This is a genomic window from Paenibacillus sp. sgz302115 (assembly GCF_056120445.1).
This window is the reverse complement of record NZ_JBVYOK010000034.1, coordinates 1-22,547: the sequence shown is the minus strand read 5'-3', so window position 1 is coordinate 22,547 and position 22,547 is coordinate 1. Positions and strand designations below refer to the sequence as shown.

General features: G+C 49.7%; 15 protein-coding genes and 1 pseudogene. 11 read left to right on the top strand and 5 right to left on the bottom strand.

Annotated features, from left to right (window positions below; genetic code table 11):
• Nucleotides 1-153 precede the first annotated feature (153 nt).
• Together AC0LWN_RS30860 and AC0LWN_RS30855 are read right to left on the bottom strand one after the other, a co-directional pair.
• Nucleotides 154-2,028, bottom strand: coding sequence for a beta-glucoside-specific PTS transporter subunit IIABC (locus AC0LWN_RS30860; RefSeq protein ID WP_474672151.1), 1,875 nt, complete (start codon nt 2,026-2,028; stop codon nt 154-156).
• 74 nt (nt 2,029-2,102) lie between these two features.
• On the bottom strand, nt 2,103-3,377 hold the full coding sequence (locus tag AC0LWN_RS30855; protein WP_474672149.1) for a glycoside hydrolase family 140 protein: 1,275 nt from the start codon (nt 3,375-3,377) through the stop codon (nt 2,103-2,105).
• A gap of 245 nt (nt 3,378-3,622) precedes the next feature.
• Between AC0LWN_RS30855 and AC0LWN_RS30850 the strand changes: the two genes are divergently transcribed.
• Nucleotides 3,623-4,660: a LacI family DNA-binding transcriptional regulator gene (locus AC0LWN_RS30850; protein WP_474672147.1), complete on the top strand. Its 1,038-nt coding sequence runs from the start codon at nt 3,623-3,625 to the stop codon at nt 4,658-4,660.
• Nucleotides 4,661-4,769: 109 nt separating this feature from the next.
• Here AC0LWN_RS30850 and AC0LWN_RS30845 read toward each other — a convergent pair whose 3' ends face one another.
• Nucleotides 4,770-6,272, bottom strand: coding sequence for a response regulator transcription factor (locus AC0LWN_RS30845; RefSeq protein ID WP_474672145.1), 1,503 nt, complete (start codon nt 6,270-6,272; stop codon nt 4,770-4,772).
• A gap of 16 nt (nt 6,273-6,288) precedes the next feature.
• The gene (locus tag AC0LWN_RS30840) at nt 6,289-8,073 is read right to left on the bottom strand and encodes a cache domain-containing sensor histidine kinase (protein ID WP_474672143.1); all 1,785 of its coding nucleotides are present in this window, start codon (nt 8,071-8,073) and stop codon (nt 6,289-6,291) included.
• A 189-nt stretch (nt 8,074-8,262) separates the two neighbouring features.
• Here AC0LWN_RS30840 and AC0LWN_RS30835 point away from each other — a divergent pair, with 189 nt between their 5' ends.
• The 3 genes from AC0LWN_RS30835 to AC0LWN_RS30825 are packed head-to-tail and all read left to right on the top strand — an operon-like array spanning nt 8,263 to nt 11,307.
• On the top strand, nt 8,263-9,591 hold the full coding sequence (locus tag AC0LWN_RS30835) for an ABC transporter substrate-binding protein (protein WP_474672141.1): 1,329 nt from the start codon (nt 8,263-8,265) through the stop codon (nt 9,589-9,591).
• A 13-nt stretch (nt 9,592-9,604) separates the two neighbouring features.
• A complete protein-coding gene (locus AC0LWN_RS30830; protein ID WP_474672139.1) occupies nt 9,605-10,477 on the top strand; it encodes a carbohydrate ABC transporter permease in 873 nt (290 codons plus the stop codon).
• Entirely contained in the window at nt 10,477-11,307 is an 831-nt protein-coding gene (locus AC0LWN_RS30825; RefSeq protein ID WP_474672137.1) for a carbohydrate ABC transporter permease, read from the top strand. Before AC0LWN_RS30830 ends, AC0LWN_RS30825 begins: the two co-directional genes overlap by 1 nt.
• 740 nt (nt 11,308-12,047) lie before the next feature.
• Here AC0LWN_RS30825 and AC0LWN_RS30820 read toward each other — a convergent pair.
• On the bottom strand, nt 12,048-13,019 hold the full coding sequence (locus tag AC0LWN_RS30820) for a LacI family DNA-binding transcriptional regulator (RefSeq protein WP_474672135.1): 972 nt from the start codon (nt 13,017-13,019) through the stop codon (nt 12,048-12,050).
• Between the two features lie 128 nt (nt 13,020-13,147).
• Here AC0LWN_RS30820 and AC0LWN_RS30815 point away from each other — a divergent pair, with 128 nt between their 5' ends.
• The 7 genes and pseudogenes from AC0LWN_RS30815 to AC0LWN_RS30785 form a co-directional block, all read left to right on the top strand.
• A complete protein-coding gene (locus AC0LWN_RS30815) occupies nt 13,148-14,566 on the top strand; it encodes a glycoside hydrolase family 1 protein (RefSeq protein WP_474672133.1) in 1,419 nt (472 codons plus the stop codon).
• 212 nt (nt 14,567-14,778) lie between these two features.
• Nucleotides 14,779-16,566 carry a cache domain-containing sensor histidine kinase gene (locus AC0LWN_RS30810; protein WP_474672131.1) on the top strand — a complete coding sequence of 596 codons (1,788 nt, stop codon included), beginning with the start codon at nt 14,779-14,781 and terminating at the stop codon, nt 16,564-16,566.
• On the top strand, nt 16,559-18,118 hold the full coding sequence (locus AC0LWN_RS30805) for a response regulator (RefSeq protein ID WP_474672129.1): 1,560 nt from the start codon (nt 16,559-16,561) through the stop codon (nt 18,116-18,118). Before AC0LWN_RS30810 ends, AC0LWN_RS30805 begins: the two co-directional genes overlap by 8 nt.
• 127 nt (nt 18,119-18,245) lie before the next feature.
• Complete coding sequence (locus tag AC0LWN_RS30800; RefSeq protein WP_474672127.1) at nt 18,246-19,202, top strand: ABC transporter permease; 957 nt, start codon at nt 18,246-18,248, stop codon at nt 19,200-19,202.
• Nucleotides 19,203-19,211: 9 nt separating this feature from the next.
• Nucleotides 19,212-20,114, top strand: coding sequence for a carbohydrate ABC transporter permease (locus tag AC0LWN_RS30795; RefSeq protein ID WP_458963938.1), 903 nt, complete (start codon nt 19,212-19,214; stop codon nt 20,112-20,114).
• 74 nt (nt 20,115-20,188) lie between these two features.
• Nucleotides 20,189-21,943: an ABC transporter substrate-binding protein gene (locus AC0LWN_RS30790; protein WP_474672125.1), complete on the top strand. Its 1,755-nt coding sequence runs from the start codon at nt 20,189-20,191 to the stop codon at nt 21,941-21,943.
• A 210-nt stretch (nt 21,944-22,153) separates the two neighbouring features.
• A pseudogene (locus AC0LWN_RS30785) lies at nt 22,154-22,429 on the top strand (Rpn family recombination-promoting nuclease/putative transposase); the annotation flags it as partial.
• Nucleotides 22,430-22,547 lie beyond the last annotated feature (118 nt).

Below are 22,547 nucleotides of genomic sequence, written 5' to 3'. Positions count from 1 at the left end.
ATACTATCACTGAAAAAATAGATAGTCAATCGACTTTTTAGTCATTTTTAACTTAATTTAATATAAAATAATAAATATAATTTAGTTAAGCTTCGTAAAAAAAGAGGAGCATTCTAACGCTCCCCGCTTTTAAAATTTCCCGTGCTTAACTAATCACTCTTTAACAAGAAACAAAACATCGTTTAGATCAACATTGTCATATTTATTCACTGTAATCTCCGAATACATTGCCGTATTCGATACAATTACAGAGGTTGTAATATCGTATCCGGCACGGTGGATCGCATCCTTGTCGAATTCAATCAGCTTATCTCCTTTAGCAATTGAATCTCCTTCTTTGACAAAGCTGGTGAAATGCTCGCCCTTCAGCTTTACGGTATCAATTCCAATGTGGATAAGCATTTCCACGCCTTCATCAGAAATCAGGCCGATCGCATGCTTCGTTTTGAACATGGTAACTACCGTTCCATTGAAAGGCGCATATGCCACTCCAACACTTGGTACAATCGCTGCCCCTTTACCCATTGCGCCGGTGGAAAAAGCTTCATCCTGAACTTCAGTTAATGGCTTCCACTCGCCTGACATCGGGCTAAGCACAGCCTTTTCCTTCTCAGCACTCATTTGTGGTGCCTTTGCATGTGGTCTATCCTGGTTTAGTCCGGATGCAGCGACAGGAGCGTTCTTATAACCGAACAAGAGGGTAACAATAAAGGCCCCTACAAACGCAACCACCAATGAAATCAAATATCCTACAAACCCGCGGTCAACACCTTCAGGTCCGATAAACAGAGGGATACCGAATACTCCTCCCACAGCAAAGCCGTAAGCCTTCGCCCCGAACATCCCGGCAACAGATCCGGCGATACCGGCCATAATTGAAGCTAGAATAAATGGTTTCTTGGTTGGCAGGGTTACACCATAAATGGAAGGCTCAGTCACACCCATAATACCGGCGATTGTGGCAGAGGTAGCAATGGGTTTTAAACGTTTGTCCCGTGTTTTCAGGGCAATGGCAAACGCAGCGCCCGTCTGGGCAAAGGTGGTGCAGAACAGCATGGCATTAATTGGGTCGAACCCGTTGGTCACAACATTATTGATCAAGATCGGCACAAAAGCCCAGTGAAGTCCAAAAATGATGAGCACCTGCCAAACTCCGGCAAGAATAAGACCGGCAACAACAGGGCTGAGACTATACACACCCATAGCTCCATCGGCAAGCATATTACTGATAAAGGTTGCTACAGGACCTACCACAAGAAAGACAACAGGCGAAGCGATCACTAAGGTTAACAGCGGAACCACAAACATTTTGATGGACGATGGAATAAATTTGTTGAACCACTTTTCAATGGTTGCGGCAAAAAAGGCACCTATAATAATTGGAATAACAGATGAAGTATAGTTCATTAACACAACTGGAATGTTAAGAAAAGTAAGCTTAACGCCCTCAGAGTAAGCCGATACCATAGTCGGATAGACAAGTGCTGCTCCTAAAATCGCTGACAAATAGGGGTTCCCGCCAAACTTTTTCCCGGCCGAGAATCCAAGCAATACCGGTAAAAAGTAAAACAGGGCATCCGCTGTAGCGAACAAAATTTTGTATGTGCCCATATCTTCGGTTAACCAGTGCAGCGTAATAAATAAAGACAGCAGCCCTTTGAGAATCCCTGCAGCAGCCAGCCCGCCAACCACAGGCGTGAACACACCAGTGACGATATCTACAAAACGGCTGAAAATACTGCCCTTCTTCTCTTCCGCAGGCTCGGCATCGGCTTCCACCCGGATTCCCAGCTTCGCAGCCAGCTCGGAGTACACCTTCGGAACGTCATTGCCAATGACCACCTGGTATTGTCCACCGCTCTCAACAACAGTGATTACGCCATCAATTTGTTTGATCTGCTCCTTGTCCGGGATTTTGTCATCCTTGAGTTTGAATCGTAGCCGCGTCATGCAGTGTATAACACTGTTCACGTTGCCCGGTCCACCCACCGAGTCAAGGATAGCGTGTGCTGTTTTCTGATAATTCATTTTGTTCACTCCCTCTGAAGTTATAAAAATATAGAATGTATGCGTTTCCCAAAAGAACAAGAACGATCCGCGGATCAGTTCTTCTCCCCAATAAGAACAACATCAGACTCGAAACGGTGCATATAAATCGTTGTTTGGCTGCCGCTTGCAGACATTTCGGTTGCCGCGAATCTTCTATTCTCAAGATCAATCGTTGTAAAAGAGTACTTCTGAAGATCCAGATTCAGACGCAGCTTGGTATTCACCGGAACATAGATTACGATGGTGTCTCCACTAGCAGCGGCGCGTATTTCCGGCGATGGGTTTAACAGAATCTCTGCAGGCTGGAGGCCTGTAAGGTTGTAATTCTCAAATAAATATTTGATAAATGAGTAATCCCAGGCTCCCTCGAACCGCAGGGCATCTCTCCAGTCATAGGGCTGATCGAAGCCCTCTCCTTCAACAATTCCGAATTTCTTGCCTTTTTTATGCCAGCTCCAGATCCCGTGAGCTCCATAGGTTATTCCTGCGCCGCCACCGGCCAACAAGCTCTGCCACGCTGCTTTCCTTACATCAAACCGGGAATACCGGCCATACACATTCCGGCTGTAGCTTATCTGCTCATAACAAGGCTCACCATTTATGACGGGTCTGATCCATGACTTCTGATAAAAATGCCGGGCGATTTCATACGCCGTAGATTGATATTGTGAATTATGGCCGGATTGATACATATAGAAATCAATACCTTCATGCTGCTCGAGCTTTTCCGGTATTTCTCTTAACCTGCCTTGAATATGGAGCGTCTTCAGGCTGGAAGGGCTTACAGAACACGCCGTTTCCAAAGCTTTCATATAATAAGCATTTGCCGCTTCATTCGGAAAATCAGTGTCACCGCTTACTAGAAAAATAGGATTATGCTTCGAAAAACGCTTCACAACGTAGTTGACGTAAGGCTCTACACAATCCAGCGGCATTTTATTATCCTTCTGGAACATGCTTGCCCAGGTTTCCGGAACATAGTTGCACCAGAGAAGCACCAAGGCGGGAACAAATCCCTGCTCCACAGCCATGCCAAGCATTTCATCGGCCCTGTCAAAATATTGTTCATTCAGCTTATGGTAATCATAATGACCGTTTGGATCTAAGCCAAAGGGCTCGATGGCAATATCTGATTCACTGGCATCCCACTGACGTAAAATATTGATTTGCAGAACATTGAAGCCTTGCATTTTACGATATTCCAGATATTCGGCCCACTCTTGAATAGAAGCATTGGTAAATGCACTCCATACTGTATCCGCCAAATAGAAAAAAGGTTTGTCGTTTACTACGAATGACCGCCGATTCTCACTGAGGGAGACCTGCATAGAAATCACCTTTCCCTTCGAACATTTTTTACCGTCGTTCATTAAAGTTTAGATAAATTAATCCATTAAAAACGTGTGTTTAGCTTAAGTTATCCGTTTTCACTTGAATATTAGCATCATATCCACTTACAGTCAAACATTTTTTTATTTTTCTTCAGTATTAGTTTAGTTAAGTTTATTTTCTAAACTTTTGCTTATAATAGTGATATAATCTATAAAGTAATTAATAAGCAGGAGTGAATCCAATGAAAATAGATGACATAGCCAGGCTGGCCGGGGTTTCCAAAGCTGCGGTATCTCTAGCTCTGAACAATAAGCCCGGTGTGAGCGAGGCAACACGCCAACATATTTTAGATATTTCCCAAGCCAACGGCTATACTCCACGAACGTTCAAAACAAATAAAGTTTCCGCTAAAAATAAGTCAATTATGCGCTTCATCGTCTGCAAAAATACGGATATGATCACCGAGCATTACGAGTCCCAGCCGTTCTTTAATGAACTGATTCATCATTTAACCCACTATGCCAGAGAACAGGGGTATAACCTGATTATCTCTTCAATTCCTATTCAGAGCTTGAAAGAAGAGATTGAAGTTTTGGAGAATGAGCAGGCTTCAGGCGGTATTTTACTATTAGGAACGAACTTGACCGCCCAGAGTATTGAGGATGTTCTGGAGATTCACCCCTTTGTTGTTATTTTGGATACTTGTTTTGAACATGTTGATGCCAGCTTTGTTGCCATTAACAATTATCTTGGGGGTTATCAGGCGGGCAAATACCTTCTGTCTTTAGGACATAAAAACATCGGGTATATCGAGTCAGAGACGCGGATTTTTAATTTTTCAAAACGTAAAGAGGGATTTGTTGACGCGCTTAAAGAAGAGGGGATTACCCTTGAGGAACAGCTTACTTTTGCTATGAACCCTATGCTGGTATTGCCGCAGGATTCCTTCAAGAGTGAAATAAATAACCTCAGCCAGTTGCCTTCCGTCATCTTTTGTGAAACTGATTACATGGCTATCAGTGCAATAAAAGCTTTTCAGGAAATGAATATTCACGTTCCTAATCAGGTTTCCGTCATGGGATTCGATAATATTCTGGAGGCTACGGTAATCAGCCCGGAATTGACAACGATTCATGTAAGAAAAGCCACCATAGCTAAAGCTGCGATGGACACCATGCTCAAGAAGATAAACAATGAAGAGGATAGTAAGGTACAAATCCTTGTCAACACTGAAGTGGTCAAACGGAAGTCTTGCACCGAGGCTATTCAGCTCAGTTAACCGTTACGCACAATTCTCACAGCAAAAGAAGCATCTTGCCTGCGCTGCGCCAACTCAGGTAAGATGCTTTTTTCTTCATGAAGAAATCCGGGATCATGGCCGGTTTTCTCTACAAACAGCCTTCTTTATATTCGGTTGGACTGCAGCCCGTGTACTCCTTGAACACCTTGGAGAAATAGTGCTGATCCCCGAAAGACAGCACCTCTGACAGCTCCTTCACCTTCATCTCCGGTTTGGCTGCAATCAGCCGGCGGGCTTCAGCAATTTTAAGCTGCATAGTGTAGTGTACGAAGGTCTTTTGCGAATATTTCTTAATTATTCTGCTGATATACGATGGACTCACATGAAATTTGAGCGCCACATCGGTAATGGACATCTGGGCGTAGATATGCTGCTGCAAATATTGCTCAAGCTGCCGGAACAGCTCCTCGCCGCTCTTCTTGTTCTGAAGCTGCAGCCATTCAAAGCTCTGTCCGGCCCATGTGAGCACGGTCTCCACGAATGCCTCATAGCTCTCGCTCTCCAGCAGCCGCTGCACTTCATCCTCCAGCTTCAGCCCATCCCCTGAATCCTGACGGGAGCCCATGCCGAAAGCCTCGGCCAGGGACCAGATGAACCGTTCCAGCCCGGCTAGGCGGATGTTGGCATTTTTAAAATTCATCAACTGCTGCTCAAGCAACAGAAGGAAACGCTCCTTTTGCCGCTGTCCGATCATATCCGCGAAATGCCTCGTCAGCTTCTCCATTTCACCGCTGGACAATATCCCCTTCGGCATAGAATACGCCGTGTCCATAAGCCTGCTGGACACAGATAGCTCCTCATTCATCATTTTATCCAGCTTATCATAGACCGCAGCCAGCGCCCGGTTCCCTGCCAGCTGCGGCTCGGCTGCTATGGAGACCTGAATGCCGTGAACCAGCAGCGTTTCGTATATTCTCTGCATACAGTCATGGATAGACGGATAGGTATCCAGAACTGAACCGTCTACGAGAGCGAGGAACTGTTCAGGCAGCAGAGCAGGAAAGACCCGGCAGTCATGCGGGGCACAGGCTTCGGCAAGGCAGGACTGCAGCACATTCACCGTCCAGCGCTCCGGTCCCGGATCTGGCGTAAACAACTGTCTGCGCAGAAGCAGCATGATTTTGTCCCCGGCATGAAAGTCCGCTCCAAGCTCCAATGAAGCGAGAAACTGCGGTTCTACAATGCCTTCAAGATGGGCTTTTCCGCTGCCCTGCCGCTCCTGCAAATGCTCAACCAGCCGCTGCATCACTTCGGCAAGCTGATGGCGCTCCACAGGCTTCAGCAGATAATCGAACACCTGCAGATTCAACGCTTTTCGCGTATATTCGAAATCGCTGTATCCGCTGATCAGCACCGCCTTCAGCTTCGGATTCACAAGCCGGCACTGCTCGATCAGCGCAAGCCCGTCCAGCTTGGGCATACGGATATCAGTCAGCAGGATATCGACGGGATGGGCTTTTATATACTCCAGCGCCTCAATCCCGTTCGACGCGGTAGCTGCAATGCGCACGGGCAGATCCGTTGACTGCATAAGCGCTTGGATATTGCGTAGAATCGGCTTGCTGTCTTCAGCAATTATTGCAGTGTACATAGCTGTCCCTCCCGGGTTAGTAGAAGTCTTTGCTCATGGATGCGATGATCTGGACCGTGGCTCCCTTGCCCTCCTCTGAATGATTGTAGATGTTAAAGAACAGCCGGTTCTTGTACATCAGCTTCAAACGGTTCACCGTATTCACAATGCCCATATTGCCGATCCCCGAGGTATTATGCTGAAGCTCGTACACCCCTTCGTCGGAGCCATGAATATTGTCCAGAATTTCTTTGATCCTGCCCGGCTCGAAGCCGTCCCCGTTATCCCGGATTTCTATGGCCCACAGCCCGTTGTACACCTTTACCCGCACCCGGATCTTCCAAGGCGGATCAGTGTTTTTGAAAGCATGCTCAATACAGTTCTCCACGAACGGCTGGATCACCAGCCGGGGCAGCTCGATCCGGTCAAACACCTCATCTCCGTCAATCTCCCACTCCAGATCATCCTCGAAATTGTGCTGAATCAGGGATAAATAATGCTGGGTATGCTTCAGCTCCTCCGTCAAAGACACATGCTGATACGGGGAAGACACAATATACCGCAGGCTGTCCGACAAATGCTTGCACATCTCCGATACCACGGCGTTTTTGCCCTCCTGCGCAGCGATGCTGATCAGGTACAGAACGTTGTGGATGAAGTGAGGGGCAATCTGCGCCTGAAGCGCCGAATTCCGGGCCTTTACCTCTTCATGCAGCGCAAGCTTTTCCCGGTCAATAGACTCCTGCAGCCGTTCCAGCAGCTCCTGGAAAGCTTCATTCAGTTGGATCAGCTCGTTGTTGTTAGAACGCGTATCCGCCTTCACATTCATATTGCTGTAGTTGATCCGCAGAATCTGGCTGCGCAGCTTGCGGATGGGGAGCAGCAGATTTTTGGTGGAGAAGTAGATGAAGACGAATGAGAACAGAATCAGCGCTGTAATAAGCAGAATGGAGATGTATTTCACCGAATTGACCGGACCAAGCACAACACTTTTCGATGTCACAATGTAGGTGGTCCAGCCGGTTTCAGCCGATCTGTCATAGGCTACATAGTTCTGGCTGCTGTCCTGATAGATTCCGTTGACCGATGTAACCTCTGCAAATTCGGGGACCTTCTCCCCTTCCTGAAGCACTGGCGAACTTGAGATTAGCCCATTCTCCGGGTCCAAAATATAAACCCTGCTGTCGGCAAGGCCGGCTGCGGACCGTTTCAGATATTCCTGATCCAGCAGGATCGCCAGATAGCCGAACACCTGACCGTTCTGGTTCATAATCGCCCGCACAAAGGATATTCCGTTCGCGGGCTGGCGATACAGCGCGTAACCGCTTGCAATCCAGGTCGCCAGTTGACCGCTTTCCTTCAGGAACGGTACAAGCGAAGCCGGGTTGCCGGTGTAGCCGATATAAGAAGCGACCTCCGTCCCGTTTAGATCATATATAATCATGTCTTCGATGTTCTGACTGGGGCCTATCGCCTGGAACATAATATCCTTGAGCCTGCGGCTCCGTGTCAGCCCCTCAAGGGTAAGATTCGAATAATCGCCGCTGGACAGCAGCGTGAACACGTCTTTATTCGACAAAATCCGCTGGGAGAGCTGATTCTGGTTATTGATATAAATGTTCAGCTGATCGCTGACCTTGGCCGCTGCCATCTTCATTTCATTCTCGGTTTTCCCCTTCAGCGGCTGGATAACCAGAAAGTTAACATAGACCAGAAAACAGCCCAGCACAATCAGCAGGAGAAACATGAATGTCACAAAGAACTTTGTTTGCAGACTGGCCTGATACCTGCCGCCGCCAAATTTCCCGTTAAAGCTCGCCAAGCTGAAGCCCCCCTGAACCTTTTGATGATCCTACTTTACATCCAAACCGGCGAATGGACAAGCTGGCCGCAGTTCAGAATATTACACAGAAAGAGTCAAGCACAAACATGTACCTTAGGCAGGCGTCACTCTATAATCAGGAATGTAAACGGATTCAAAACAGAACAATTCAACTACGGGGGCGATGACATGAGTGACAAAATGAAAAAAATCGCAACAGGCATACTGGCTGGTGTAATGACATTATCGCTGGCAGCATGCGGCTCGGACAGCTCAGACTCCAAGAACGCTTCAGCAACTGACAACGGCAACAGCAGTAAAAGCAGCGGCAGCAAAGTGACCATTGAGCTGGCCATCTCCAAAAGCTCGCAGGATTCGGCATTTGTCGCGCAGGACCTGCTCGATGAATTCGAACAGAAAGCCAATATCAAAGTAAATCTTCAGCTCCTTCCGGCTGAACAGACGGCTACCGTGCTGCAGACCAAGCTGGCCGTTGACGAGGTGCCGGATCTTATCCAATACAACCTTGCCAGTGCCACTACGGATCTTAACCTGGAGCGCAACTTCGAAGTTCTCGACAATGAACCGTGGGTTGGAAGATTGCTGAATAAGGATGTGCTCTCCGCTTACGGACATGTCTACAGCTTTCATGTAAGCCAGGATACAGGCATGCAGGGAGTTGTGTACAACAAGGATATCTTTAAAGATCTGGGGCTTACCGTTCCGAACAATTTCGAGGAATTCCTGGCGGTGTGCGAAAAGATCAAGGCCAGTGGAATTACGCCGGTCTTCATGCCGTACAAAGATGCGTGGGCCGCGAACATCTGGCCGGCTGCCGCATTTGCCGACTTTGCCGCAAAGCAGGAACCCACACTGTTTGACGATATCAATGCCGGCCGTAAAAAATGGTCTGATGTTCCAGAGTTCGCAACCTACCTTCAGCAGCAATATGATGTCTACAAAAAAGGCTATACCAATACCGACATTCTCAGCGACAGCTACGATATGGCAGTAGGCAAATTCCTGAATAAAGAAGTCGCTATGATGTTCATGGGCGATTGGCTGATTGTGAATGTGGCCGAAAAAGATCCGAATATGCATCTGGGTCTGTTCGCCATTCCTTCTGCCGAAGGTGCAAGCCTTGGCGCAAGTCCGCTGGGCGGCCAGTTATTCATTCCGAAGAAGGCCAAGCACATGGAGGAAGCGAAGAAATTCCTGGATTTCATCGCCACCAAAGAAGTGGCACAGAAGATTGTAGACAATCAAGGGTACGTGTCCAACTTCAGCGATGTGACAACGCCTAAGCTTCCTGAATACAAGCAGGAAATTGTGGACCAATACATCACACCTAAGAAAACCGTGCTTACAACTGATGCTTACATGATCGTAGACCGCAGCGAGCTGTACCGTCTGCTTCAAGATGAGTTCGCCGGAGGCCTCGACCCTAAAGGCGTTCTTAAAGCCTGGGATGAAAAATTCAGCCAGTTGATGAAAGACAAGGGTGTTGCAGGCTTCTGAGGAGTGTGAAGAGATGAAAATAGCAAAGAAGCTATACTCGTATTATCTTATCTGGCCGGCGCTGCTGATCTACTCCATATTTTTCGTGCTTCCCGCAATCACCGGCTTGTTCTATTCCTTCACCGATTGGCGGCTGGACCGGGAAGGCATTTCATTTATCGGCTGGGACAACTTTGAACGTATATTTACCGACAAAACCCTGATCCTTGCTATCAAGAATACGGCTATCTTCGCGGTAGTTACCGTAATCGGCAAGAACCTGCTCGGAATCGCGCTTGCCGTTGGCCTAAACATGAAGCTAAAAACCCAAAACATTCTGCGGGCCATTTTCTACTCTCCGTCGATCTTAAGTGTTCTGGTAATTAGCATTGTGTTTACTCCCATGCTGCGCTCCGACGGTACGATTAACCGTATATTCGATGCCGTGGGCCTGCATTCCTTGAGCCAGGCTTGGCTGACCAATCCTTCAATCGTTATCTGGACCGTTGCCGCCGTCTCCATCTGGCAGCATACCGGATTCCAAATGGCCATCTACCTGGCCGGACTCCAGTCCATTTCCAAAGAATACTATGAAGCCGCCACTATTGACGGAGCCGGTTCATGGCGAAGCTTCCGCAGCATCACCGTGCCGCTCCTGCTCCCGGCAATCAACATCAATCTGATGCTCACGCTGATCGGCGGGCTCAAAGTGTTCTCCGAGGTATTCGTGCTGACCGGCGGTGGACCGGGCAATGCTTCACAGGTGGTAGGTACCATCATCCTGCGCTCGTTCGGGGAAGGCAGCTGGGGCCTCGGTACGGCAGTCAACACACTGCTGTTCGCCGCTGTAACCATCATTGCCATTCCGCTCTTGATCTTTATGCGGCGTAAGGAGGTATCGGAATAATGAGCTTTTCACGTAAAATGGCTTGGCGCAATCATCTGGTCGAAGCGTTCCTGATCCTTGCCTCTCTGCTGATTATCCTGCCGCTCCTGATCATGATTTTCGGAAGCTTCATGACCAGCTCGGAGGTGCTGAAATTCACCCTGCGGCTCCCGGACAAATGGATGTTCTCCAACTATTCAACGGTCTTCCGGGAAGGCGGTCTGGGCCGCGCTTTTCTGAATGGGCTGCTGATTACCAGCATCTCCTCCATTCTGAACATCTTCACCTCTTCGGCGGCTTCCTTTATCCTTGTCCGCAGAGAGAGCAAATGGTCGGGCTTTCTGTATATGTTCTTTTTCATGGGTCTGATTGCCCCGATGTCCACCATCACCACAATCCGTGTCGTGCAGTGGATGGGCTTCTACGGCAGCATTACCAGCGTTATCTTAATCTATGCCTCTCTCAACACTGCGTTCAGCGTATTTCTCTACAGCGGGTTCATCCGCTCCATACCGAAAGCGCTGGATGAGGTGGCTTTTCTGGAAGGCGCCAATACGTTCGATGTTTTCTTCAAAATCGTGACGCCGCTGATCGTTCCGGTCAACGCAACTGTAGCAATCATGGTCTTCATGTCCGTCTGGAACGACATTACGATTCCGCTCTATTTCCTGACCGACAGCTCCGACTGGACCATGCCGCTCTCTGTGTACAATTTCTACGGCAAATACAGCCGTGACTGGAATCTGATCTTTGCGGATCTGGTGCTGACCTCGCTGCCTGTACTTATCCTGTACCTGTTCTGCCAGAAATACATTGTCAGCGGACTTACAGCCGGTGCGGTCAAGGGTTAAGATTGCAGCAGTCCTTGCTCGTGGAACCTAAGCGCTTTTCCTTCAAGGAGGCCGCCAGCCTGCAACGGACTGAGCAGCCCTTAATTTCGGCGAAAGCCATAGTTTCGCTGTGCTAACGGACTCCAGTGCGTTTATGTAAGAAGATTTACCCGAAAACTGCCAAGTGGAGAGGCAATAAGCGCAGCATGGTCCGTTGGCCTGGTGAAATAGTTCCTATTGAGAAATTAAAGGCTTTACGGTCCGTAACGGTCGGCAGGTGTCATAAGCAAGGTGAAACGGAGCGGAGTACGCAGCCCGTAAGACTGGATCGGCAGATTCTGATGCTCAACGGTATAGCTTGAACTTACAATCTTCGAATTAGCACACTGCTCCTTGCTTGAACTGCAGTTTGTCTGCAGCAAGACCTATTCTTAAGCTATAACTGTATTTGCTGCAGCTAAAACGATCAATTATTGTGCCGGGAGAGCTTTAATTGTATTTTCTACAGTTAAAAAGCCTCACATGCTGTAAAAAAAGACGTTCCGCCAGTTTTAGTTGTACAGAATACAGCTAGACTTACACATCCGCTTTTTCGCCGTCTTTTAACTGCACGAAATACAATTAGCCGCAACGCGCTCGGGCACTGGCTACTCTCCAGAGACACTCGCAGGCGCGGGCGGCTGCAAAAAATCCAAAAAGACGAGGCAAGCCCATTAAATGGCCTGCCTCGTCTTTTTGATACGCTCGTACCCCGGTCAACCTCACGTAGTCTCCCGCTTGACCAGACTGAACTCCAGCTTCTGCTGCACTGCTTCCTCATGGTTCAGCTTCCCTTGCAGCAGATAGAAGGCGTTCTGCGCCTGGGCAGCAATGGGATTCTCAATCGAGGTGATTCCCAGCGTATGGGCAAGCTCCGTGTTGTCAAAGCCGACAATGGCGAGTTCTTCCGGGACCCTCACCCGCTGTCTGCGGGCTTCATTAAGCAGGCCCGCCGCCACGAGATCATTGGCGCACAGCACTGCATCCGGCCGTTCTCTGCCGTCCAGCAGCAATCGACGGACCAGCCGTTCCCCGTCGCGGATGGAATAGATGCCGGTGAGCGACCATTCGGGGCGCACAGCCAGATTGTGCTTCTTCATAATATCCTCATAGGCTCCCAGCCGGCTGAGCGTATTCATGCTGTTCGGCCTGCCAAGCGCGTTGGCAATCCGGGTATACCCTTGTTCGATGACATGCTCCACGCCCAGCTTGTACCCATCATACTGGTTCATGGCTACCGAGTGGATGTCAGGAAGCTGCATCCGCTGCCAGGAGACAATTGGCCCATATTTGCAATAGGAGCTTATCAGCGCAGGATCATTGACACAGGTAATAATGACGAGCGCATCCACTCTTTTTCTCCGCAAATCCTCAAAGGCCTTCAGCTCCTTCTTCGCATCTCCGCCCGAGGTATATACAATGGTCTGATATCCGTTCTGGCTGGCCGTCTCCACAAAGCTGTTCAGAAAAGGCAGCATCACCTCGTTAATACCCTCCGTACACATTCCAATCTGAAGGGTCCGCCCTTTGGACAAGGAGACGGCATTGCCGTTCGGAACATAGTCCAGCTCCTTCATAATCGTCAGAATTTTGTCCCTTGTCGCCGGATTGACATGAGGGGAGTGATTCAGGACCCGGGAGACGGTAGCTTTGGAAAAGCCCGCCAGCTTCGCAATTTGATCAAGATTCGACATACTGCCTCTCCTTATATCAAAAATAATACTTGACGTGTAACGCGTTACAACATTTAGCATTCAACTTGAAGAGATCAATATTAGCTTACCATATTTCAGACTACTAACCATAAAAGGCGGGATAACAAATGACTGTACAATTTCCGGACGGTTTTCTGTGGGGCGGCGCAGTAGCCGCGAACCAATGTGAAGGCGCATATCAGGAAGACGGCAAAGGCTGGTCCACCCAGGATGTGGCTCCGCAAGGAATTAAAGGCCCTGTGACCGAAATCCCTACCGAAGACAATCTGAAGCTTGTCGGCATTGATTTTTACCACCGTTATAAAGAGGATATCCGGATGTTTGCCGAAATGGGCTTCAAGGTGTTCCGCACTTCCATTGCCTGGTCACGGATATTTCCAAATGGCGATGAGACAGAGCCGAACGAACAGGGCCTTCAATTCTATGATGATCTGTTCGACGAATGCCACAAGTATGGTATTGAACCGCTGGTGACCCTCTCGCATTATGAGACGCCGCTGCATTTGTCCAAGCAATATGACGGCTGGGTGAACCGTAAGCTGGTGGGCTTCTATGAGCGTTACGCCAGAACTGTGTTTACACGCTACAAGGATAAAGTGAAATACTGGCTGACCTTCAACGAGATCAACTCCATTCTGGAGGAGCCGTTCATGAGCGGGGGGATCTATACACCGAAGAAGGAACTCAGCAAACAAAATCTCTATCAGGCCATTCACCATGAATTCGTTGCCAGCGCGCTGGCGGTAAAGATCGGCCATGAGATCAATCCGCAGGCCAAAATCGGCTGCATGGTGCTCAGTATGCCAACCTATCCGCTCACGCCGAATCCGGATGATGTGATTGCGGCGATGGAAACGGAGCACAAGAATTATTTCTTTGCCGATGTGCATGTGAGAGGCGAATACCCGGGTTACATGAAACGCTTCTTCCGGGAAAAAGGCATTGAGATCCAGATGGAGCCGGGCGATGCCGACATTCTGAAGCATACGGTGGATTTTATCTCCTTCAGCTATTATGTGAGCATTTGCGAGACAGCCGATCCGGCCAAACAGAAAGGAGAAGGGAACCTAATTGGAGGCGTGCCGAATCCATACCTGAAAGCCAGCGAATGGGGCTGGCAGATTGATCCGCAGGGCCTGCGCTATGTCCTGAACATGTTCCATGACCGCTACCAGAAACCGCTGTTTATCGTAGAGAACGGCCTCGGGGCTGTGGACAAGCTGATTACGGGGGCAGACGGCGTGCCGACGGTCGAGGATGATTACCGGATTCAATATTTGAACGATCACCTGGTTCAGGTAGGCGAAGCCATTGAAGACGGCATTGAGATTATGGGCTTCACTTCCTGGGGCTGCATTGACCTGGTCAGTGCCTCCACCGCGCAGATGAGCAAGCGTTACGGTTTCATTTATGTAGACCGCCAAGATGACGGCTCAGGCACCCTTGAGAGATACCGCAAGAAGTCGTTCCACTGGTATAAAGATGTAATCGCAACGAACGGTCAAAGCCTGCGGCGCAACAGATAGGAAATTCAGCAGAATAGCGTACCGCAGACGCGGATGACATAAACAGGACAACGGAGAAAGACGGCCGTTGTCCTCTTTGTGCTGGCTGGAGATGAAACAAAACAGCATAACTGAAGACAATAAATGCATAAATAATTACATATAGTGGGCATGAGTTTACGGTATACTTTCATGTAAGCGTTATCAATCAAATACTGGAGGTGATTCTATTCGTGTATACCCGTATTATCACGGTGATGAACAATCTGCGCCTCAGGACCAAGCTCTTCCTGTCTTTCGGCTGTGTCGCCCTAATTCCAGTGCTCATAGTGGGAGTGTTCCTGACGAGTGAGCTGCGGAATATGGCAATGGGCAATGCACTGGAGCAAATAACAGCCAATGTGGACCGGGTGAAAAAACGGACCGGCGAGATGCTCGGCGTCCCGCTCGATATCGCTTACCGGCTGTCCAATGACAGCCGTCTGGAGGAGGCCGCCAACCACCGCTATGTGTCGGTGTATGATGTTGTGCAGGCCTACCGGAACTACCCCGATTTCCGCGAATTTGTCCGGCTGTACGATGAAATCTCCAGCATCCGCCTGTATATCGACAACCCGACAGTTCTGGATAACTGGGAGTTTCTGCAGGCGGACGAGAAGACCACAGAGGAGCAGTGGTACCGGACCGCCCTCGCCCAGAAGGGCCTGGTGATCTGGAATTATATCCAGGACAACCGCAACGGCCAGTATTATCTCAGCCTGATCCGCAAGATCGATTTTCTGAAGCAGCGGACGTTCGGCGTGCTGGTTGTGAATGTGAATACAAATGAACTTAATTCCATTCTGAAGCAGGAGACCTTCGAAACCCTAATTGTGGATGAGAACGATAACATTGTCGCCTCTAACCGCGCAGATACGCTTGGCAAAACGCTGGCTGACATTGATTTTAAGGCCGTAACCGCCGCAGAGCACGGTCTCTACGATGTGGCGATTGACGGCAAACCCTTCAAAATGCTGATTGAGAACTGGCAGCCCGGGGGAAGCCTGAACAGCCTGCGCATCATCTCCATCTTCTCCGTTGACAGCATTGTGCAGGAGCCCAACCGGATTATCTTACTGGCTGCTTTGGTGATCATTTTCGCGTTAATTATGGCGATTCTGCTAATCTATTATTTCTCACGGCTGCTTACCGGACGGATGCTGCAATTAAGCAAGCATATCTCCAAGGTCTCCTCGGGAAATTTGGGTGCCACGCTCGTTATTGACGGCAAGGATGAAATCGGCCAGCTTGCGAGACAGTTCAATCATATGGTGCGCAACATTGGCGACCTGATGAACGAGGTTCAGGAATCCAACCGGCAAAAAAACGCCACCCTGCTGAAGCAGAATGAGATCAAACTCAAAATGATGGCCAGCCAGATCAATCCCCATTTTCTCTTCAATGCCCTGGAATCCATCCGCATGAAAGCACACCTCAGAGGTCAGGCCGATATTTCCCAGGTTGTGCGGCTGCTGGGGAAAATGATGCGCAAAAACCTGGAGGTTGTGGGTGGGATGATCAGCCTGCAAAGCGAGCTGGAGACCGTAAGCTGCTACCTGATCATCCAGAAATTCCGCTATGATGACAGGCTTGCTTACGAGCTTGATGTGGACCCCAAGGCTGGTGCTGTTCAGATTCCGCCCTTGATTATTCAGCCGCTGGTGGAGAACTGTGTCATTCACGGGCTGGAGAACCGGATTGACGGCGGCATGGTCCGGGTGGATATCCGCATAGAAGACGGGCAGCTCAAGGTTCAGGTATCCGACAATGGAACAGGCATTTCCAAAGCGCGGATGCAGCAAATCCGGCAGATGCTGGAGAGCAAGGATGACTATGAAACCAACAATATCGGGATGCGCAATATTCATATGCGGCTTCAGTTGACCTACGGCCCGGAATACGGCTTGACCCTGGCAAGCCAACCGGGATACGGAACACAGATCAGCTTTGCTATCCCTTTAAGGAGAGATACTTATGTATAGTGTGCTCATTGTGGATGATGAGCTGGCAATCCGTGAGGGACTTGCGGCTCTGCTGGACTGGGAGAGCCTTGGATATCAGGTCATTGACACAGCGGCTAACGCCATAGAAGCAAGGCATAAATACGAGCTCTATTCCCCCGATCTGATGATTATAGATATCCGCATGCCCGGCAGAGACGGTCTGGAGCTGATTCAAGAGCTGCGGCAGGCCGATCCGGAGATGCACATCATTATCCTCAGCGGTTATGCGGATTTCAGCTATGCCAAGCGTGCGCTGTCTTTCGGCATCGACAACTATTTGCTCAAGCCGGTGGATGAAGATGAATTGCGGCAATATCTGACAGGTCTGTCCGCTGAACTGGAAGCACAGACCGCCCACCGCAAGCAGGATGCTGCCGTCAAGGTATGGACCCGTGAAATGCTCGTTCAATCCCTGCTGATGGAGAGCAGTCCGCAGGCTCCGGCCGCAATGGAGGCATCGGTGCTGGAATCCGGCCTACGCTGGGACTCCTATCAGGTGGTGCTGATCCGGCTGCTGCTTCAGGACAATGCGGACAACGGGCCTTCAACGGCCGTTAAGACGAGGCTTGCGGCCAGTTTTGAGGAACACGGGTGGGGCGTTGTTTTCGCTCTGGACTCTTATTTGGGAGTTCTGCTGCAGCCTTCTTTTCAGAAGGAGCTTGTGCGCAAATTAATGGTCCAGGCGATACAGGAAGCCGTAACTGCCCAAGGGCTGGATTGTATCATTACCGCAGGCGACATGGTGGACACTCTGGAGGAAATCCCTCTCTCCCACCAGTCGGCGCTGGCACGGATGAAGGAGCATTTCTTCTACGATGAGCCGGGGATGATTGGACCGGATTCCCTGAAGCTGAAGGAAGGGCTCCCGATTAGGGCAGAAGAAGTGGAGAGCAGGCTTGCGTCTGTGGTGGAGCGGCTCTATTTCACCTTGGATATCGGCAGCACCGGGGTGCTGTCTTCCCTGATCGGGGAAACCGGTGAACTGATGATCGCCGCCCGTTATTCCGAGATGGCCGTGAAATCGCGTTATGTGCGGATAGCCACTTATCTGATCAACAAGCTCGCGCTTCAGCACAAGGAGTCTGTCCTGCAGATCAGCTCCGTGGATGAGCAAATCGAGCAGATTTATAAATACACCTCAATGCCCGGACTGCAGCGCTACGTCATCACTCTGCTGGAGCACTATGCCGGCGGTATCGCCCGTGATGATATGGAGGTCCTGATGAAACGGATGCTGGACCTCATCCACCGCCATTATGACGAGAATCTGAAGCTCGACACGCTGGCGGACGTGTTCACTTACAGCAGCGCCTACCTGGGGAAGCTGTTCAAGAACAGCACGGGTCTCTCCTTCAACAGCTATCTGGACAAAGTCCGCATGGAGAAAGCCAAGGAGCTGCTGGATCAGGGCTGCAAAATCCATGAGGCTGCAAGCGAGGTCGGCTTCAGCGATGTGGATTATTTTCGCGAAAAGTTCAAAAAGCTTGAAGGCATCTCCCCTTCCGACTACCGCAGAAAAAGCTCTCCATGAAATAAACGCGCTTTCAGAAAGCGCTTACGAAAAGAGCGGATTTCTCCCTGTTTTTTATAGCAAATGTTCCGGTGTTTCCTGGATTCCCGGTAGCTTATGATAGTGCCATATCGAAGGAGGGACATTAATGAAAGCGATTACTACCAAAGTGAAGCCGGAGCTGAAGAAGCCTGCCTCACGCTTTTGGCCAACCTTCTTGCAGCAGAAGTACCTCTATATGATGGCTATTCCATTTGTGCTCTGGGCATTTGTATTCAACTATCTGCCTCTATGGGGATGGACGATGGCTTTTCAGAAATACAAGCCCGGCAAATCCTTTTTCGAGCAGAAATGGGTGAGCCTCAAGTACTTCAAGGAGCTGTTTCAGGATGAGCAGTTCTTCAATGCGCTGCGCAACACGCTCGCGATGAGCATCATGGGCCTGCTGGCCGGATTTATCGTTCCCATTATCTTCGCCGTTCTTCTGAATGAGCTGAGGCAGCAGCTTCTGAAACGGTTTGTCCAGACGGTCTCCTATCTGCCGCACTTCGTGTCCTGGGTGGTTGCCGCCGGGATTATTACTAAGATGCTCTCTACTGATAACGGTGCGGTGAACGATCTCCTGATGGGACTCCATCTGATCAACGAGCCCATTCAATTCATGGCGAAAGGCAATCTGTTCTGGGGCATTGTCACGGCTTCGGATGTCTGGAAGGAAACGGGCTGGAACACGATCATTTATCTTGCGGCGATCTCGGGCATCGGACCAGAGCTATATGAAGCAGCTAGGGTGGATGGTGCAAGCCGGCTGCAGCAGGTGCGGAACATTACGCTTCCGGGCATTCGGACGACGATTATTATTCTGCTCATCATGTCGATCGGCCATCTGATCAGCATCGGCTTCGAGAAGCAGTTCCTGCTCGGCAACAATCTGGTGCGCGACTACTCGCAGACACTGGATCTATATGCACTAAATTATGGGCTGGGCATGGGGCGATTCTCCTTCGGTACAGCCATTAATATCTTCAACTCTGTAGTGAGCGTGATTCTGCTGTTCGTTGCCAACGGCATTTTCAAAAAAATAACGAAGGAAAGCATCATATAGGAGGCCCTTATGCTGAGTAAAAAACTGGCCGCCGCGTCTTGGTCGGACCGCATCTTCGATTTGGTAGTCTATGTTGTGATTACAATTGTAACTATCGCCACGTTATATCCCTTTCTGAATGTGCTGGCGATTTCCTTCAATGACTCCACGGACAGCATCAAGGGCGGAATTACGGTCTTTCCCCGTGTGTTCACCTTCAAGAACTATGAGACGATCTTTGCCTACTCCGGGCTGATGACCGGGCTGAAGATTTCCATTCTGCGCACCATTATCGGCACAATTCTCGGCCTGGTTAGTGCCTCCATGCTGGCCTTCACCCTGAGCCGGATGGATTTTCAGGCCCGCAAGTTCGTCTCCACCTTTCTCGCACTAACGATGTACGTCTCGGGCGGACTGATCCCTATCTACATTCTGATCAAAGACCTGCATATGATGGGAACCTTCAGTGTCTATGTCCTCCCCAGTCTCGTCAGCGCATTCAATGTATTCGTCATCCGTTCCTTCATTGACGGCCTGCCTTACGCCCTGCAGGAATCCGCCAAGCTGGACGGGGCCAATGACTTCACGATTTACTGGCGGGTCATTCTCCCGCTGACCAAACCGGCGCTGGCGACCATCGCCCTGTTCCTGGCCGTCGGCCAGTGGAATTCCTGGTTCGACACTTACCTCTACAACGGGTCGAAGGATTCGCTGACCACCCTGCAGTTCGAGCTGATGAAGGTCATCCAGAGCACGACCACCAATGCAGATAATTTCCGCGGCCGCAATATGACCGAGGTCATGGCGCAAATCTCCCCGGAATCGGTCAAAATGGCGATCACGATTGTCGTTACGGTGCCTATTCTGGTCGTCTATCCGTTCCTGCAGCGCTACTTCGTTAAGGGCATGACGCTCGGTTCGGTAAAAAGCTAGTCCGCTTCGGTATCGCCAGGCTCCGCCTGTGTATACAATACATTTTTGATCAGAAAAAGGGAGGGTTTCTATTCATGACAAGAAAGACAGTGAGACCGTATGTGCTGCTGATGGTCTTGACCTTGCTTCTCAGTGTGCTGGCAGGCTGCGGCGGCTCCAATAATACCAAGAATACGGCAGACAATGCCGAGGCCACTAAGGCTGCCAATACAGGCAGCAATACAAAGGCCACCGCAGAGGCTACGGCAGAAGCCGAAGATTTAAGCCCGCTGACACTCTCCTTCTTCGCGGAAGACCCGAATCCGAACTGGAATAATATGAAGGACGAGGTCAGCAAACAGATTACAGCAAAAACAGGCGTCACGCTCGATGCCGAATTTGCCGTCGGCGACCCGCAGCAAAAAATCGCTCTGATCGCAGCCGGCGGTGAATACCCGGATATCATCTCTGCCAAAGGGGATATCGGGAAGCTTGTCGATGCCGGAGCCGTCATTGATCTGACCGAATTAATCGATAAATACGCGCCCAACATCAAGCGTGTGCTCGGCGACAACCTCGCCCGGGCGAAATATACCAATGAAGACCAATCCATCTATGCCATTCCGACCTGGGCAGCGGTAGATGAGAAGAAGTTCGTGGCCGGCGGCGGATTCGAGCTGCAGCACCGCGTAGTGAAGGAAGCCGGTTATCCCGAAATCCGCACGGTCCAGGATTATGAGAAAGTGATCAAAGCCTACCTGGAGAAGCATCCTACCGATGAGAACGGCAACAAGAACATCGGGCTCTCCCTGAATGCGGATGACTGGCATATGTACATTTCCGTCACCAACCCTGCCGTGGCCACGACAGGAGGCTCGGATGACGGGGAATATTACATCGATCAGCAGACACATGAGGCGATCTACCACTTCCGCCGTCCGGAAGAGAAGGAATATTTCCGCTGGCTGAACCATATGAACGATATCGGCCTGCTCGACAAGGAGAGCTTCGTGCAGAAGTATGACCAGTACAAAGCCAAAGTAGCCACCGGACGGGTGCTCGGCCTGATTGACCAGGATTGGGACTACAATGACGCCCAGCAGGCCCTCAAGACAGCAGCCAAATTCGACCAGACCTACGGTCACTATCCGGTAACCCTGACGAAGGAATTCAAGGAAACCAGCTTCTGGCCTACCGGCTTCATGGGGGGCTACGGCATCTCGATCTCCACTACGAACCCTGATCCGGTCCGCACAATCAAATTCCTGGATTACCTCGCTTCCGATGAAGGTCAAATCCTGAACAACTGGGGCGTTGAAGGCAAGCATTACGTAGTGGAGAACGGCAAACGCGTCGTGCCTAAGGAGGTTCAAGACCGCATCAACAATGACAATACGGCATTCACCAAGGAATCAGGTATCGGCTTCTACTGGAATATGATGGTTCACTACGGAGATGGTGCCAAGGACTCCACCGGCAACTATTACACCAAAAACTTCCCGGAACAGCTTGTGCTTGGCTATAGTGATGTCGAGAAAGAAACGCTCGCTGCTTACAAGGGAACCACCTGGAAGGACCTGTTCCCGAAGGAAGAGGAATTCCCTGAAAAAGCATATGGAGCCGCATGGAATATCTCGGTTCCAGGCGAAGATGAAGTGTCCATCCTGGGCAACAAAATGAGAGACATTACGTGGAAACGCATTCCTCAGGCTATCCTCGCAAAACCGGCTGAGTTCGATAAAATCTGGGATGCCTACATGGCTGATCTGGAAAAAGCCGGCGTAAAGAAGATGGAACAAGGCTACACCAAATATGTGCAGGACCGTGTGGCTTTGTGGAGCGGTAAATAAGAGCATACGCAAGAGCCGTGCGGGCAATCCGCACGGCTCTGTTTAAATTTTGCTGCAATAAACATTAGCTAATGTTGACTATATGCAACAGAAATAAATTTCGTGATATAATCTTTACAAAATTTTTTGCTGACTTTTCTGAACTAACGCTTACAGATGATATAGAAATTCAATTTTTTGGAACTATCAAAGCTCAATGAACAATGATTCCAACTGAAGGTGGTTTATATGAATGAACCCGGAATAGAAAAAGCTATGACTGCCCTGGAGTATTTAAGTCAGGATGCAGAAGCACGGCGCTTGTACGAGATGCGACAAAAATACTTGCACGACGAAGCCTCCATGATTGAAGGTGCTAAGGAAGAAACTAAGCTTGAGGTTGCTAAAAACCTCGTACAGATGGGAATGGATCTTTCATCTATAGCCAAAGCAACCGGATTACCTGAAGATGAAATAAGAAAGCGTGAATACTCCCACCGCCTATAGAGGCGGGGGCTTCTTGTTTCGACGATCGCTGCCTTTTTGTAGAAAGGTCTTACATGATCTCCACAAGCGTTCGATGCAGTATGCATCCCGTTCGGGGCAAACCCTCCCTACGGCGATC